Consider the following 15,478-nt stretch of genomic DNA (forward strand, 5'->3'; position numbering starts at 1 on the left):
AAAGTGATTGATCAAAAAATATAGAAGCTAAGCCAAAAGTCTGTTTTGCTTTTGGTTTAGCTTCTAAAAATTAATTTTGTTCTTCGATGTATTTATATACTTGTTGTCCAGCGATTCCGCCTTCACCAACTGCGGTTGTGATTTGACGTAAATCTTTTTCACGCGCGTCACCGATCGCAAAAACACCTGGAATTTTAGTTTTCATTTCGTTGTCTGTTTCAATCCAGCCAGCTTCGTTTGTGATGCCGCTGTTTTTGAAAGGCTCTGTCAATGGTTCTAGGCCAACATAGATAAACGCACCGTCAGCAGGTTCAGTATGCACTTCATCTGTTTTTACATTACGGATTTGAGCACCAGTCACGACCATTTCATTACCAACGATCTCTTCAACTACGCTGTCCCAAATAAATGAAATTTTTTCATTGGCAAAAGCACGATCTTGAATGATTTTTTGAGCCCGTAATTCGTCACGACGGTGAACGATCACGACTTCAGAAGCAAAGCGTGTTAAATAAATCGCTTCTTCAACTGCTGAATCGCCTCCGCCAACAACAATCAATCGCTTGTTGCGGAAAAAGGCGCCATCACAGACTGCACAGTAGGAAACACCGCGACCCGCAAATGATTCTTCCCCTGGAACACCTAGCTTGCGGTGCACACAACCGGTTGCAATGATGATCGTTTTTGCTTGGTAGCTTTTATCTTCTGTGATCACTTCTTTATAATCTCCGTGATCTTTTATATCTTGAACGATACCATATGCATTTTCAGTACCAAATTTGGTTACTCCATCATACATTTTCATCGCTAGTTCTGGACCCATGATTGATTCGAATCCCGGATAATTTTCTACTTCTGCGGTATTATTCATTTGACCACCAGGAGCACCTCGTTCAATTAAAAGGACTTTTAAATTCGAGCGTGAAGCATATAAGGCCGCGGTCATTCCTGCAGGACCTGCGCCGATAATTATTACATCATACATTTAGTCATTCCTCCGTTCCGCTTTACTTTACAACCAAGAATTTGTTCTGTCGACAAATCTGCTTACTAATTGTCAGTTATTGTTTTTCTGCTTATTTAATAGAAAAACAATTTGTTTTAATGAAAAATAGTTTTTTTATCTTACTCTCTGCGATAAAAAAGAAGGGCAATCATCTAGACGATAATTGTCCTCTTGAGAATTATTTCTGGTTTTTCATTTGTTGCATCATTTGACGAACTTTTTTCTCAGAAGGTTTTTGACCCATAGACATCATCATTTGACGTAACATATCCTCGTTGATTGGAGGATTCTTTTTGAAATAGTCTTGCATATATTTACGTGCTAAGAAGAAACCACCAACAGCACCTAATAATACAGCGATAACTGCGATTAATACTACGATTCCAGTTGATACCATTTTCACCGCTCCTTTCCTGACACATTCTCATTCATTTTACTAAAAGATAACATAAAAGAAAAGTGCTTTTGAGAAACTTCAAGACTAGTTTAATGTTTTAACTTTTGCTTATTTTCCATTCAATTATTCCTTATATCTTTCTACATTCATTCAATAAATAAACATAATAATAAAATTACTTCAATTTATTTTAAATAATTGATGAAATAAGGATTAGAATATGCTAAAATACTAACCAATATCTTCCTCACTGGTGGCTAAGTGGAGAGGTGTAAGAAATGAGAGATTTTTTGAGATCCGCTAATCGGATCGTGGTGAAAATCGGGACTAGTTCCTTGATTCACCCAAATGGCAAAATAAATTTTTCTGGTATCGATCAACTCGCCTTTGTATTGACAGACTTATCCAATCAAGGCAAAGAAATTATTTTAGTCTCTTCTGGCGCAATCGGTGTTGGAATGGACAAACTAAGAATCACTGAGCGTCCTAACCAAATCCCAGCACAGCAAGCTGTGGCTGCCGTTGGACAATCTGAATTAATGAATATCTATAATCAGCGTTTTTCAATATATAATCAACAAACTGCTCAAATTTTATTGACTCGTGACATCGTAGAATTTCCAGAGAGTCGCAAAAATGTAATCAACACATTGGAACAACTCTTAACAATGGGGGTGCTCCCTATTGTTAATGAAAACGATACTGTCGCTGTGGATGAGATGGATCACACGACCAAATTTGGTGATAATGATGAGTTATCCGCCATCGTAACACAGCTTTTAGAGGCCGATCTTTTGATCATGTTAACTGATATCGACGGCTTTTATTCTGAAAATCCCCAAAAAAATAAAAATGCGGTGCTTTACTCTACAATTACTGCGATCGATCAAACACTGATGACGCAAGCTGGCGGCAAGGGCAGTCGCTTTGGGACAGGTGGAATGGCTAGTAAACTAAAAGCCGCCCAAAGAATTTTAGATGCAAAAAGTGTGATGGTGCTAGCTAGTAGCAAACCTCCAAAAATCATATTTGATATTTTAGCTGGCGCTGAAGTTGGAACCTTGTTTAAGGAGGATCATCATGGATAATTTAATGCAAATATTAGGTAAAAAAGCGAAGCGTGCGGCTCAACAACTTTCCCAATTAGAAACAAAGCGAAAAAATCAGTATCTATTAGCTTTAGCAGTAGAATTAGAGCAGCAAACTGCTTCGATTTTATCTGCAAACCAAATTGATATCAAAGAAGCAAAAAATTATGGGATTGCCGATACGATGATTGATCGACTGCGCTTATCTGCTGAGCGAATCGCTGAAATGGCTGAAGGCGTTCGACAAGTAGCAGCCCTGCCTGATCCAATCGGTGTGGTTGAAAAAATGTGGCGAACGGACGACCAATTAATGATTGGTCAACAAAGGGTACCATTGGGAGTGATCGGAATTATTTTTGAATCACGGCCAAATGTCACAACCGATGCTGCTAGTCTCTGTTTTAAAGCTGGGAATGCGGTCATTTTACGCGGTGGTAAAGAAGCGTTTCATTCAAATCAAGCATTGGTGCATGTGATGCAAGAAACTTTGAGTAAATTCAAGCTCGATCCAGCGATGATTCAATTCGTTAACGACACTACTCATGAAGTTGCTAACGAAATGATGCGGGCATCCGATTATTTAGATGTTTTGATTCCTCGCGGCGGTGCGGGTCTGATTCAACGCGTAAAAAATACCGCGACAGTTCCTGTCATCGAGACTGGCACTGGCAATAATCATATCTATGTTGATGCTGAAGCTGATATAACTATGGCCATCAATATTGTCGTCAACGCTAAAACACAACGTCCCTCCGTTTGTAATGCCATCGAAACAGTCTTAGTTCATGAAGCGGTCGCCCCAACTTTTTTGCCCCATTTAGAACAGGCACTCGTTTCTAAAGTAGAACTCCGCGGTGATCCAAAAGCATTGGCTATTCTGACTAATGGCAGCTCAGCGGTTGAAGCAGACTGGTCGACTGAATTTTTAGATTATATCTTAGCGGTCAAAGTCGTCAATTCGATCGATGAAGCGATCCAACATATCAATCAGTATAACTCTAAACATTCTGAATCGATCATTACAGATAGCTATTCCAATGGACAAAAATTTTTGAATGAAGTTGATGCAGCAGCAGTTTACATCAATGCCTCTACCCGTTTTACCGATGGCTTTAAATTTGGTTTTGGGGCAGAAATCGGGATTTCGACTCAAAAATTACATGCGCGCGGACCAATGGGCTTGGAACAGCTGACTTCCAGTAAATACATTATTTATGGAGCTGGTCAAATCCGTGAATAATAAAAAACAGCACACATCCTTTCGGAAGTTGTGCTGTTTTTTTATTGTGCTTCAATTTTTGATAGCAATTCTGGATCAAATCTTTTTTCTTTCAGCATCGCAATTTCAAAACCATATGGAGGTTTTTGATTTTTCTTATCTTCACCAACATAAGGCGTTTCTAGAATTTTAGGCAGTTCGATTAATTTTTCGTGATGAGCAATCGCGCTCAATGCTTCAAAGCCGATTGTGCCAAAACCGATATTGGCATGCCGATCTTTGTGTGAACCCATTGGATTTTTTGAATCATTCAAATGAACGACTTTTAAACGTTCTAAACCAATCACTCGATCAAACTCAGCTAAGACACCATCAAAATCATCTTTTACATTATAGCCGGCATCGTTAGTATGGCAAGTGTCAAAAGTTACTGAAAGTTTGTCATTCAAAGTTACGCCATCAATGATGTAGGCTAATTCATCAAAGGTTTTCCCTAGCTCAGTTCCTTTACCGGCCATTGTTTCTAAAGCAATCTGCGCCCGTTGATCTGTAGTCAAAACTTCATTCAAACCTTTGATGATTTGATCCAACCCAGCTTTTTCTCCAGCTCCGACATGCGCACCTGGATGCAACGTGATCTGCATCGCACCTAATGCTTCAGCACGCATGATCTCATCTCGTAAAAATTGAACTGCGAAAGGAAACATTTCTGGTTTCTTTGTATTTCCTAGATTAATGATATAAGGTGCATGCATCACAATATTTGAAAGTCCCTGTTCAGCCATGAATTGTTCACCCGCCGGGATATTCATTTCTTCGACCTTTTTACGTCGCGTATTTTGTGGGGCACCGCTATAAATCATAAATGTTGATGCATGATAACTCGCTGCTTCTTGCGCAGCTCCTAACAACATTTCTTTTCCTTTCATACTTACATGAGAACCAATTAACATATAGACCTCCTAATAAATTTTATAAAAATAATAATAAGACTGTCATCAACGGCAAACTGATCAAAAAGCTCAACGAAGAAGTAAAACCTACAACTTCCTCCCGCATGCCAGCAGCAACGCTATTGATCACTCCAAAAGTTGGAATCGGGCCAACTGAAACCAAACATAAAACAACTTTGATCATTGCTGGAAGTGGCAACACCATAAATAAAATAGCCATGATAATCCCAGCACCATATTTGATGCCTAAAATTCTTAGCACTAATGACAAGTCTTTTCTTGGTAAACGCAGTTCTAAAAATAAACCAATCATAAACATGGATAAAAAGGTATTGGCATTAGCAATCGGCTGCGTAAGTAAAAAAACAGCCGCAGGCAATTCAACATCAAACATTCGCAAACTCAACATGATCAAATAGCAAAGAAACGGCACTGATCGGATCAAGCGATCAAACACTTTTTTAGGGCTAGGCTTGCCCGCTTGGTTGCCACTGATTCCTTCAGCGACGACATTCGATCCACCCGCCAACATAATACTATTTCCAATATCTAAAAACGATAAGATGGGAATGGCTAGCGGCATGAAACTTTGAACAAAAGGTATCCCAAAATTTCCGATATTATAGCCTGACACGCTATACATCACAAATTCTCGTTCCACTTGATCTTGCTTTTTGGATAAAAAAGAACCTAAGAGGATCATAAATAAATTCAATCCTATTCCCGCGACAATCAATAAAAGCAGTTGATTCTTAACAATCAAGGCTTGTAAATTTACGATGATCGCAGCTGGTAAAGTCACATTCACTACGATTTTGGAGATCATTGAGCCGTCTGCTTTAGACAAAACGTTCATCCGTTTCGTGAGATAACCTATCAGTATAATAACAAATAACCCTAACGAATTTAATAAAACTGCTCCCATACTTCTCCTCCCATCTTTAAATCGCTTTCTTCTCATAACATAGAAAAGGCTAAATCATTCGATTTAGCCTTTCTTACTAGAATTGTAAAACAAAATATTTTTTCTTACCGCGACGAACAACGATATATTCATCAGCTAGTTTATCTTGATCACTTAATGTATACGCAACATCTTGGATTCGATCACCATTGATATAGATCGCTCCATTCGTGATATCTTCTCGTGCTTGACGTTTTGATTTTTCAATTCCAGCTGTTAGTAAGATTTCAACAAGATTCAAATCATCTTCAGCACCAACTTGATAGTTCGGCACATTTTTGAAGCCTTGTTTGATTTCTTCAGCATTCAATTTTTTTACTTCTCCACTGAATAATGCCGCAGAAATATTTACCGCTTGATCATAAGCTTCAGCACCATGTACAAGCGTTGTAACTTCTTTAGCCAACGCTTTTTGAGCTGCGCGTTGTTCAGGAGCTGCTGCAAATTCTGCTTCAATAGCTTGGATTTCTTCTAAACTCAAGAAAGTAAAGTATTTCAAGAATTTGATAGCATCACGGTCATCAGTATTGATCCAGAATTGATAAAATTCATAAGGAGATGTTTTTTCAGGATCTAACCAGACAGCATTTCCTTCGGTCTTACCAAATTTAGTACCATCCGCTTTTGTGATCAACGGCATCGTCAATCCAAAGGCTTGTTTGCCTTCTTCGCGACGGATCAATTCGATTCCTGAAGTAATATTTCCCCATTGATCGCTTCCGCCTAATTGTAAAAGACAGCCATAGCGACGATTCAATTCATAAAAATCATATGCTTGTAATAATTGGTAAGCAAATTCCGTGTAAGAAATACCTGATTCGATTCGACGTTTGACACTTTCTTTACTCATCATATAGTTGATCGTAAAGTTTTTACCGACATCACGTAAGAAATCGATCATTTTCAATTCGCCCAGCCATTCATAGTTGTTTGCAACGATAGCTGGATTTTCTTGTTCTCAAAATCAATAATACCTGAAAGTTGGTTCTTGATGCTTTGTGACCAGCTTTGAACCGTGTCCAATGTATTTAATTGACGCTCGGCATCTTTGAATGATGGATCACCGATCATTCCAGTACCGCCACCAACTAAAGCAATCGGCACATGTCCGTTTTGTTGGAAACGACGTAAAGTCAAAATTGGTAATAAATGACCAATATGCAAGCTGTCCGCTGTTGGGTCAAAGCCAATATATAGTTTTACAGACTCTTCATTTAATTGTTTTTCTAGGGCTGCTTCGTCTGTTACTTGAAAAATCAAACCACGGTCTTTTAGTTCTTGGAAAAAGTCTGAACTCATTTTTTATCCTCCTAAATAATTGTAAGTCTAGCTTTTAAAACTAGTCTATGCTCATTACGCATAAGTTTTCTGCGATGATTCATACTTTCTCATATTAACCGAAAAAACGATGAAATAAAAGCTATTCGCTGGAAATATTATAAGTTCTCCTAGAAGAATTTATGATTGTTCTAAAAATATTTACGCTCTTTTACGCACTTCTTTTTATTTTAGTTAACATTTATTTGAAGTTTTGATTACAAAGACGTCACGACCTTGTTAATAGAAGTAAATATTTGCTATAATTCAACAGATAATTAAAATGAATAGAATTTAATGAGGTGGACTTTTTGGCTCACAAAAAGAAAATAAAGAAACAAGGAAAAAAGCGTAACAAGAACAAATCAAGAGCAGGTCTCGGTGGTCCTTTCGCTTTAAACGTTTCCTTACGAGTGATTCAGACAATGTTGATCGGTTTTATCGTCGTGCTTTTCTTGGGCGGTATGTTGGCCTTAGGTATTGGTGCAGGTTACTTTGCTCATTTAGTAGAAGGAACAAGTGTTTTAACTAAGACCGAGATTCAGCAAAAAGTTGGTGATGTAACAGAATCCTCTAAATTGCTTTATGCTGACAGTCAGGAATTAGCAACGATCCAATCTGACCCAATCAGAGAAAAAGTAGATTCGAATGAGATTTCACCTTGGGTCAAAAAAGCATTAGTTGCAACAGAGGATGAAAATTTTTATAAACATCACGGTGTCGTACCAAAAGCAGTTGTGCGTGCCTTGTTAGCTGAAATCGTTGGTTTTGGCGCAGGTTCTGGTGGTTCAACACTGACGCAACAGCTGATCAAACAACAAGTATTGACCAATGAAACATCGTTTAAACGAAAAGCCAATGAAATCGTCCTCGCCTTAGATTTAGAAAAATATCTCAGCAAAGATGAAATCTTAACTGCGTATTTGAACATCTCTCCTTTTGGCCGAAACAATAAAGGTCAAAATATTGCCGGTGTTGAAGAAGCCGCTGTCGGAATCTTTGGTGTTCATGCTAAAGATTTGAATTTAGCACAATCAGCTTTCATCGCAGGATTGCCACAAAGTCCGATCGTCTACAGTCCTTATACAAATACTGGAGATTTGAAACAAGATTACTCATATGGGATGGCTCGTAAAGATGATGTGCTTTTCAATATGTATCGCGAACAAGTAATCACAAAAAAAGAATATGAAGACGCTAAGAAATATGATTTAGCAAAAGATTTCCAAGGACGTCAAGATGTTGAAGTTCAAAAACACGGCTTCCTTTACTATACCGTTTATAATGAAGCAATCAATATCATCGCGAAACAACAAGCTAAAGATGATGGTATCAGCGATGCTGAGTATAAAAAAGATGGTGTAAGTACACGCTACGTCGAACAAGCAAAAGTAAAAATGCAAAATCAAGGGTTGACTGTGAAATCAACGATCGACAAAAATATTTACGATGCTATGCAACTTGGAGTTGCTGAGTATGGTCAATATCTAGATGATGGTTCTGGCGAAACAGTCGAGACAGGTTCCGTCTTAATGGATAACAGCACCGGACGAATTTATGGTTTCGTTGGTAGTCGTGATTATACGACCAACCAAAATAACCACGCCTTTGATACGTCTCGTCAAGCTGGTTCTTCAATCAAACCTGTTTTAGTTTATGGACCTGCGATTGATCAAGGGTTATTAGGTAGCGAATCCCGCATCGCCGATTTTCCGATGAAGTATCAGCACGGTGAACATGCTGGTAAAGCTTTAGAAAATGCTGAAAATAAAGGTTCTAAAACTTTCCAAACAGCACGTGAAGCGTTAACCGAATCAACAAATATCACGGCGTACCATGTTTATCAAGATATGCTTTCTAAAAAAGGTTCTGATCAATATGCTTATGAAAATTATTTGAAGAAAATGAACTACCCTTCATCTGATACTTGGGGCGTTGAATCTGCACCATTAGGAACGACAAATGTTTCAACAATGACCGAAGTCAACGGCTTCCAAACTCTAGCAAATGGTGGAACTTATGAACAAGGTTATTTGATCGATTCAATCACTGACAGCACGGGTAAAGAAATCTATAAACATAAAGATAATCCTGTCCAAGTTTATTCAAAAGCTACTGCATCAATCATGAATGATATGATGCGCAGCGTAATCACAGAACAAAAAACAACGCCGTTCAAATCTATTTTAAGTGGTGTTAATTATCAATTGAGCACCGCTGATTGGGTCGGTAAAACTGGGACGACGGATAACTATGCCGATAACTGGTTGATCGTTTCTACACCAACGATTACCTTAGGTTCTTGGACTGGTCGCGATGATAACCAACCAATGGCTGATGGCGCTGGAACACGTACAGCAAATTACATGGCTTACCTTGCCGGAAGAATTTATCAAGTCAATCCAAGTATTTTTGGAACAAGCGAGAAATTCGAATTATCCAATGATGTGAAACAAGTCAAAGTAGCTGACTTTACTGGATTGAAAGCTGGAAAAGTTACTCATAATGGTACAACGTATCAAGTACCAAGTGGTGAGACAACTTCTCTATGGGCAAAAGACGGTCCAGCAGATAATACCTACGAATTTGGGATTGGTGGTACAGATGCTGATTACAAAACTTATTGGAATACTAGAAATAAAAGTAGTTCTAAAGTCAAAACAACTGACAATGAAGATCAAGACGACGATGATTAATCATTACAAAAGATCTCTCAATATTGAGAGGTCTTTTTTTATCTTCTTGTGATCCATTCTTTTTTTTGCTATCCTTGCGAAAGATAATTAGATCGTTAAACTATGAGGAGGAAAATTAAATGTCATTTGAAGAAATATTACCTAAACTAAAGCAAGGTGCCAAAATTATTCGTGCAGGTTGGAGCGGTTTTGAATTGTATGTAACATTGGTTGAGGACGAAGTTTTTGATGGTTCACCAGTGACTCCTTATTTTTTGATCAAAACAGCAGATGAAGGTTTTTCAAGTTTCGCCCCAACTGTGTGTGATATTTTAGCAAATGACTGGAAAATTGTTGAATGATCACGGCAGACTTTACCAATAAAATAGTTTTCATCACTGGAGCTGCTTCAGGTATTGGCGCAGCTCAAGCAAAAAAATTTCTAACAGCTAATGCCTTTGTTTTTGCCTTTGATATCCAGTCGATCGATTCTTCAGCTTTTTCAACGGAATTTCCAGGACACTTTGCCTGTTTTACAGGTGATATCAAAAATGAAACCCACTTAAAAGTAGCCATTGATCACTGCCATCAAACCTTCGGCACGATTGATATCCTATTGAATACAGCAGGTATTTTAGACGATTATCTCACCTTGGCTGAAACAGATGAAGCCTTATGGGAACGAGTTTTGAACACCAATCTTAAAGGGATGTTTTTACTCACAAAGTTATTATTACCCGAACTGTTAGCCAATAAAGGAACCGTGATCAATATGGCTTCGATTGCCGGTCTCGTTGCAGGCGGCGGTGGGATTGCTTATACAACTAGTAAGCATGCTATTATTGGTTTTACAAAACAACTAGCGCTGGATTATGCTGAGCAAGGATTGCATGTTAATGCCCTGGCTCCCGGAGCCATCAATACACCAATGAACCAAGCTAATTTTGCTGGTGATGGAGCAATGGCAAAATGGGTCGCAAATGAGACTCCTGTCAAACGCTGGGCTACACCAAATGAAGTCGCTCAAGCCACTTTATTTTTAGCAAGTGATGAAACCCGGTACATGCAAGGAATTGTTTTACCGATCGATGGCGGTTGGCTTTTGAAATAAAACCATTGCTCATTTCGCTTCAGCAATCAAAAAAAGCTGGGACAAAAGTATTTCTACTTTAGTCTCAGCTTTTTCTAGCAATAAATTGCTAGTGATTGATACGGTTTTAATATGACCTGCTCTGCTATCTTTTGTTCATCATAATTACTGATCAAAATTTTTCCAGCCAAAAATTCTTTTGGTATTTCAATCGTGGTTTCTGTTGGGAAGAAATTATTTAGGACCAGTAAACGATGATCTTCAAAACGTCGGATATAGCCATAAACTTGTTGATCTGTTGAAGCAAATGCTTCATAACTTCCTTTAGCAACCACAGGATATTCTTTTCTTAGTTGAATCAACTTTTGATAGTAGCTAAAGATCGATCCTTCATTGAGTTCTTTTTCGACATTGATTTCAGGAACTGATTTCCCTACACTGATCCACGGCTCTACTTCAGAAAAACCACCATATTGCTCAGCTGTCCATTGAACCGGAATCCTAGAGTTATCACGCGATTTGCTTTTAACAATTTCAAACGCTTCTTGTGGTTTTTTCCCTGCATTCAAAAGTTCTTGATACGCGTTTAAGCTTTCGATATCGATGTATTGATCCATCGAATCAAAATCTGGATCGATCATACCGATTTCTTCCCCCATGTAAATATAGGGAGTTCCTCGATTAAGATGGATCATGCTGGCTAGCATTTTAGCCCCTACAACTCGATGTTCTTTACCCTCAATAAAACGATTAATCGCACGTGGTTGATCATGATTGTTCCAGAACAAAGCATTCCACCCTTGCTCCTCACTCATTTGTGTTCCCCATGTATGGAAAAGCTCTTTTAATTTTTCAAAATCAAATGGCGCTTGCGTCCATTTTTTTCCATCTTCATAATCCACTTTTAAATGATGGAAATTGAATGTCATCGTTAATTCTTCACGCTCTTCATTTGTGTAAAACACACAATTTTCAATCGTAGTAGAACTCATCTCCCCCACCGTAACGATCTCGGGGTCTTTGCCAAAAGTCGAACGATTCATCATCTGGATGTATTCATGATTGATCGGACGATCTGTATAGGCCGGTTTTCCATCGTCTTGTGGACAATCTTCCAAGACTTCATCTTTTCCGATTACATTGATCACATCAAATCGGAAACCTTTGATTCCCTTGTCCATCCAAAAGTGTAATACATCAAACAGCTCTTCACGTACTTCTGGATTTCGCCAATCCAAATCGGCTTGAGTCACATCATAAAGATGCAAATAATATTTCCCTGTGTCTCCAAACGGTGCCCAGGCATTCCCGCCAAATTTTGAGACCCAATCCGTAACTTCATCTCTTAAGATAAAGTAATCTTGATATTTCTTATCGCCCGCTAAAGCTTTTTGGAACCATTCGTGTTCGATTGAGACATGATTGAAAACCATGTCTAACATGATCTCGATTCCATGAGCTTTAGCGGTTTTAATCAACGTATCGAAATCCTCCATCGTACCAAACATTGGATTGATTGCTGTGTAGTCTGCAACATCATACCCGTTGTCTTTTTGCGGACTTTTATAGATTGGACTTAACCAAATCATATCGATTCCTAATTTTTCTAAATATGGAATTTTTTGTGTGATCCCTTGAAGATCCCCCATCCCATCTCGATTAGTGTCCATGAATGATTTTGGATAGATCTGATAGATTACTCGCTCTTTAAAACTCATTATGTCCTCCAACTTCTCTCTATAACTCAGTAGCTACTAAGATTTTTTCTGCATTTGTGACCGGTGCTTCTTCAATCAATGAATCCACTTGATAATCTGTAGAATTTGTCACGATGATCGGTGTTTGAACATCATATCCGGCAGCTTTAATCGCGTCGATATCAAATTCCATTAACAACTGACCCTTTTTCACTGTATCGCCTTGCTTAATATGGCTCGTGAAATATTGCCCGTCTAATTTTACAGTATCGATTCCAATATGAATTAATACTTCTGTTCCTTCATTACTAACCAATCCAATCGCATGTTTGGTTGGGAAAAGCAAACTAATATGACCATCAAACGGTGCAACTAGTTTTCCTTCACTAGGCTCGATGACTGCCCCTTGACCCATCATGCCTTCTGCAAAAACTGGATCTTTCGCTTTGCTTAACGGCTGAAGTAATCCTGTGATCGGTGCAAATAATTCTACAATAGCTCCTGTTTTTTTAGTTGTTTCATTATCTAATGACGGAACATTGTCTTCTTCAATACGATCGATTTTATTAAATAATCCAATTCTTCGGAATGTCAATGTTAAGAAGAATGGAACAACGATCGCAATCAACATACCGATTCCAAAAATCAAATAGTCTTGTGGACGAATCGCTAAGATTCCAGGTAGGCCTCCAACACCGATTGATAACGCACGAACTTTGAATAAAGTAACGAATAGACCTGCAATCCCACTACCGATCATTGCAGCAATAAATGGATAGGTATATTTTAAATTGATCCCGAACATCGCCGGCTCAGTTACACCTAACCATGCTGAAATAACAGATGGGATCGAAACTTGTTCTTCTTTTTTATTTCCACGGTGAGCAAAGACGATTGCAAGAACTGCGGCACCTTGAGCAATATTTGATAAACAAATCATTGGCCATAAATTAGTTGAACCAAAATCAGCTACTAATTGTGTATCAATTGCTAAAGTTGTATGGTGTAGGCCTGTAATTACTAATGGTGAGTACAGAGCTCCAAAGATACCGCCGAACAACCAGCTAAAGCTTGAAGTCAAGCCAGCATTTACAACTGCCGAAATAGCTGTTCCGATTTTCCAACCAATTGGTCCTAAAATAAGATGTGCGGCAATAATTGTTGGAATCAATGAGAAAAATGGAACAAAAATCATTGATACAGCTTCAGGAATACGTTTGCGGAAGAACCGTTCTAGATATACTAATAAGAATCCAGCCAACATCGCAGGAATAACTTGAGCTTGATAACCAATTTTATCGACAGTAAAAAAGCCAAAATTCCATGTCCAGTCTTTTGCGATTTCTGCTGCTGTCGTTCCGTTTACTGCATACGCATTCAATAATTGTGGAGAAACTAAAGTAATTCCGAGAACAATTCCGAGAATCTCAGTTGCTCCCATTTTACGAGCGATGCTCCAAGTGATCCCTACTGGTAAGAAGTGGAAAATCGCTTCACCTGGCAACCATAAGAAACTATTCACTCCGTCCCAAAATTGTGATGCTTGAACGATCGTTTGACCATCTAACCAACCCATTGGCACAGCTTCTAAAATATTACGAAACCCTAAAATCAAACCACCGACAATGATTGCTGGTAACAATGGTGTAAAAATCTCAGCTAATAGCGTAATTGCTCGTTGAACTGGATTTTGATTTTGTTTCGCAGCCGATTTGGCCGCTTCTTTAGAGACGCCTTTTACACCAGAAACATCTGCAAATTCATTATAAAAAGTAGCAACATCGTTCCCAATGATTACTTGGAACTGACCTGCATTGGTAAACATACCTTTTACACTTGGGATATCTTCAATTTGTTTTTCGTCTGCTTTTTTTGGATCATTCAAAACAAACCGCATCCGTGTAGCACAATGTGTAACGGCTGAAATATTTTCTTTGCCACCGATGGCTGCTAGCAGATCTTTTGAATCCTTTTCATATTTTCCCATCTTTTTTCCCTCCGAATAAATTAACTTGTATGGATAAGTTCAATTAATATGTTTACTATAAAGTTTTTTCGAACCTTTGTAAATCGCTTACATTTAAACGTTTTCTATTTTTATCATTTTTTTTTAATCTTGATGAAGAATAACGAACTTTATAAACTAAAAGGTAGTCTTGTTATAACGAACAGGTTGGTACATTACCCAACAAGTTGTGTTTAAAATAAAAGTTTTCTCATTTATTTTTTCAGATAAATCAATTCTATATTTTACTTGCTGATTTTTTCTTTGTATAATTGAACTACTTATACGGACAAGTTTGGAGGATTGAATCAATGAAGAATTATGAAGTGATTTATCAAACGATTGAACGCGGGATCTTAAAAGGGATCTATGAGCCAGATACTTTTTTACCTAGTGAAAATAAATTACGGCAAACTTACAATGTTTCAAGAGATACTATTCGTAAAGCACTATCGCTTTTAATGGCTAATGGTTATATTCAAAAAATCCAAGGCAAGGGATCATTAGTATTAAGACGGGAACAATTGCGCTTTCCTGTTTCAGGTCTAACCAGCTATAAAGAATTACAAAATTCCTATGGTTATGAGAGCAGTACAGATGTGGTCAGCTTAAAAAAAATCATTATCGATGACCAACTCTCCAACATCACTGGTTTTGAAGCAGGTGTAAGTTGTTGGCGCTTGATTCGTACACGAGCCATCGATCAAAAAAAAGTCATATTGGATAAAGATCTGTTATTGACTTCAGTCGTCCCAGAGTTAGATACCGAAATTGCGAAAGATTCTATTTATCGTTACTTTGAGAACCAATTGGGATTGACGATCGCTTTTGCTGAAAAAGAGATCATCATCGATGCTTTAACAGCTGAAGATCGTGAGCTTCTTGATTTAAATCAACATGACATTAATATTGTATCGGTAAAAAGTCGTGTCTTTACCAATGACGCCCGCCAATTCCAATATACGGAAAGCCGTCATCAAGTTGATAAATTTCGCTTTTTCGATTTTGCTCGCCGCCATCCTTCTATGATGTAAAATGCACAAATTACAAAAAAAAGACGTGAAAGA

Annotated in this window: 12 protein-coding genes and 1 pseudogene; 6 read left to right on the forward strand and 7 right to left on the reverse strand. The window is 38.1% G+C overall.

What is annotated here, in order from left to right; translation table 11 throughout:
- Positions 1-70: 70 nt before the first annotated feature.
- Positions 71-985 (reverse strand): thioredoxin-disulfide reductase, encoded by a 915-nt coding sequence (gene trxB / locus ACQKTA_RS06045; RefSeq protein ID WP_407855472.1) that lies wholly within the window; start codon positions 983-985, stop codon positions 71-73.
- A gap of 199 nt (positions 986-1,184) precedes the next feature.
- A complete protein-coding gene (locus ACQKTA_RS06050; RefSeq protein WP_071857550.1) occupies positions 1,185-1,403 on the reverse strand; it encodes a YneF family protein in 219 nt (72 codons plus the stop codon).
- Between the two features lie 278 nt (positions 1,404-1,681).
- Between ACQKTA_RS06050 and proB the strand changes: the two genes are divergently transcribed.
- Both proB and ACQKTA_RS06060 read left to right on the forward strand, forming a co-directional pair.
- Positions 1,682-2,491 carry a glutamate 5-kinase gene (gene proB / locus ACQKTA_RS06055; protein ID WP_427813126.1) on the forward strand — a complete coding sequence of 270 codons (810 nt, stop codon included), beginning with the start codon at positions 1,682-1,684 and terminating at the stop codon, positions 2,489-2,491.
- Positions 2,484-3,731 carry a glutamate-5-semialdehyde dehydrogenase gene (locus ACQKTA_RS06060; protein ID WP_427813127.1) on the forward strand — a complete coding sequence of 416 codons (1,248 nt, stop codon included), beginning with the start codon at positions 2,484-2,486 and terminating at the stop codon, positions 3,729-3,731. Before proB ends, ACQKTA_RS06060 begins: the two co-directional genes overlap by 8 nt.
- Positions 3,732-3,772: 41 nt before the next feature.
- Here the strand turns inward: ACQKTA_RS06060 and ACQKTA_RS06065 are convergent, their stop codons facing one another.
- The 3 genes and pseudogenes from ACQKTA_RS06065 to tyrS form a co-directional block, all read right to left on the reverse strand.
- Entirely contained in the window at positions 3,773-4,663 is an 891-nt protein-coding gene (locus tag ACQKTA_RS06065) for a deoxyribonuclease IV (RefSeq protein WP_427813128.1), read from the reverse strand.
- 19 nt (positions 4,664-4,682) lie between these two features.
- Positions 4,683-5,588: an AEC family transporter gene (locus ACQKTA_RS06070; RefSeq protein ID WP_427813129.1), complete on the reverse strand. Its 906-nt coding sequence runs from the start codon at positions 5,586-5,588 to the stop codon at positions 4,683-4,685.
- Between the two features lie 76 nt (positions 5,589-5,664).
- Positions 5,665-6,926: pseudogene (tyrS, locus tag ACQKTA_RS06075) on the reverse strand (tyrosine--tRNA ligase).
- Positions 6,927-7,255: 329 nt separating this feature from the next.
- Here tyrS and ACQKTA_RS06080 point away from each other — a divergent pair.
- From ACQKTA_RS06080 to ACQKTA_RS06090, 3 genes are all read left to right on the forward strand, one after another.
- Positions 7,256-9,640: a transglycosylase domain-containing protein gene (locus tag ACQKTA_RS06080; RefSeq protein WP_427813130.1), complete on the forward strand. Its 2,385-nt coding sequence runs from the start codon at positions 7,256-7,258 to the stop codon at positions 9,638-9,640.
- 119 nt (positions 9,641-9,759) lie between these two features.
- Positions 9,760-9,981 carry a DUF2829 domain-containing protein gene (locus ACQKTA_RS06085; protein WP_332581449.1) on the forward strand — a complete coding sequence of 74 codons (222 nt, stop codon included), beginning with the start codon at positions 9,760-9,762 and terminating at the stop codon, positions 9,979-9,981.
- Positions 9,978-10,730 (forward strand): 3-oxoacyl-ACP reductase, encoded by a 753-nt coding sequence (locus ACQKTA_RS06090; RefSeq protein WP_427813131.1) that lies wholly within the window; start codon positions 9,978-9,980, stop codon positions 10,728-10,730. The genes ACQKTA_RS06085 and ACQKTA_RS06090 overlap by 4 nt, the downstream gene beginning before the upstream one ends.
- Positions 10,731-10,804: 74 nt before the next feature.
- On the opposite strand, the gene treC is transcribed toward ACQKTA_RS06090, so the two are convergent.
- Entirely contained in the window at positions 10,805-12,427 is a 1,623-nt protein-coding gene (treC, locus tag ACQKTA_RS06095) for an alpha,alpha-phosphotrehalase (RefSeq protein ID WP_427813132.1), read from the reverse strand.
- A 19-nt stretch (positions 12,428-12,446) separates the two neighbouring features.
- Positions 12,447-14,393: a PTS system trehalose-specific EIIBC component gene (treP, locus tag ACQKTA_RS06100; RefSeq protein WP_427813133.1), complete on the reverse strand. Its 1,947-nt coding sequence runs from the start codon at positions 14,391-14,393 to the stop codon at positions 12,447-12,449.
- A 329-nt stretch (positions 14,394-14,722) separates the two neighbouring features.
- Between treP and treR the strand changes: the two genes are divergently transcribed.
- Positions 14,723-15,445, forward strand: a complete 723-nt coding sequence (gene treR, locus ACQKTA_RS06105) for a trehalose operon repressor (protein ID WP_427813134.1) — start codon at positions 14,723-14,725, stop codon at positions 15,443-15,445.
- The last annotated feature ends 33 nt before the right edge of the window (positions 15,446-15,478 follow it).

The organism is Enterococcus sp. 22-H-5-01 (assembly GCF_050310005.1).
Lineage (GTDB): Bacteria > Bacillota > Bacilli > Lactobacillales > Enterococcaceae > Enterococcus_A > Enterococcus_A hailinensis.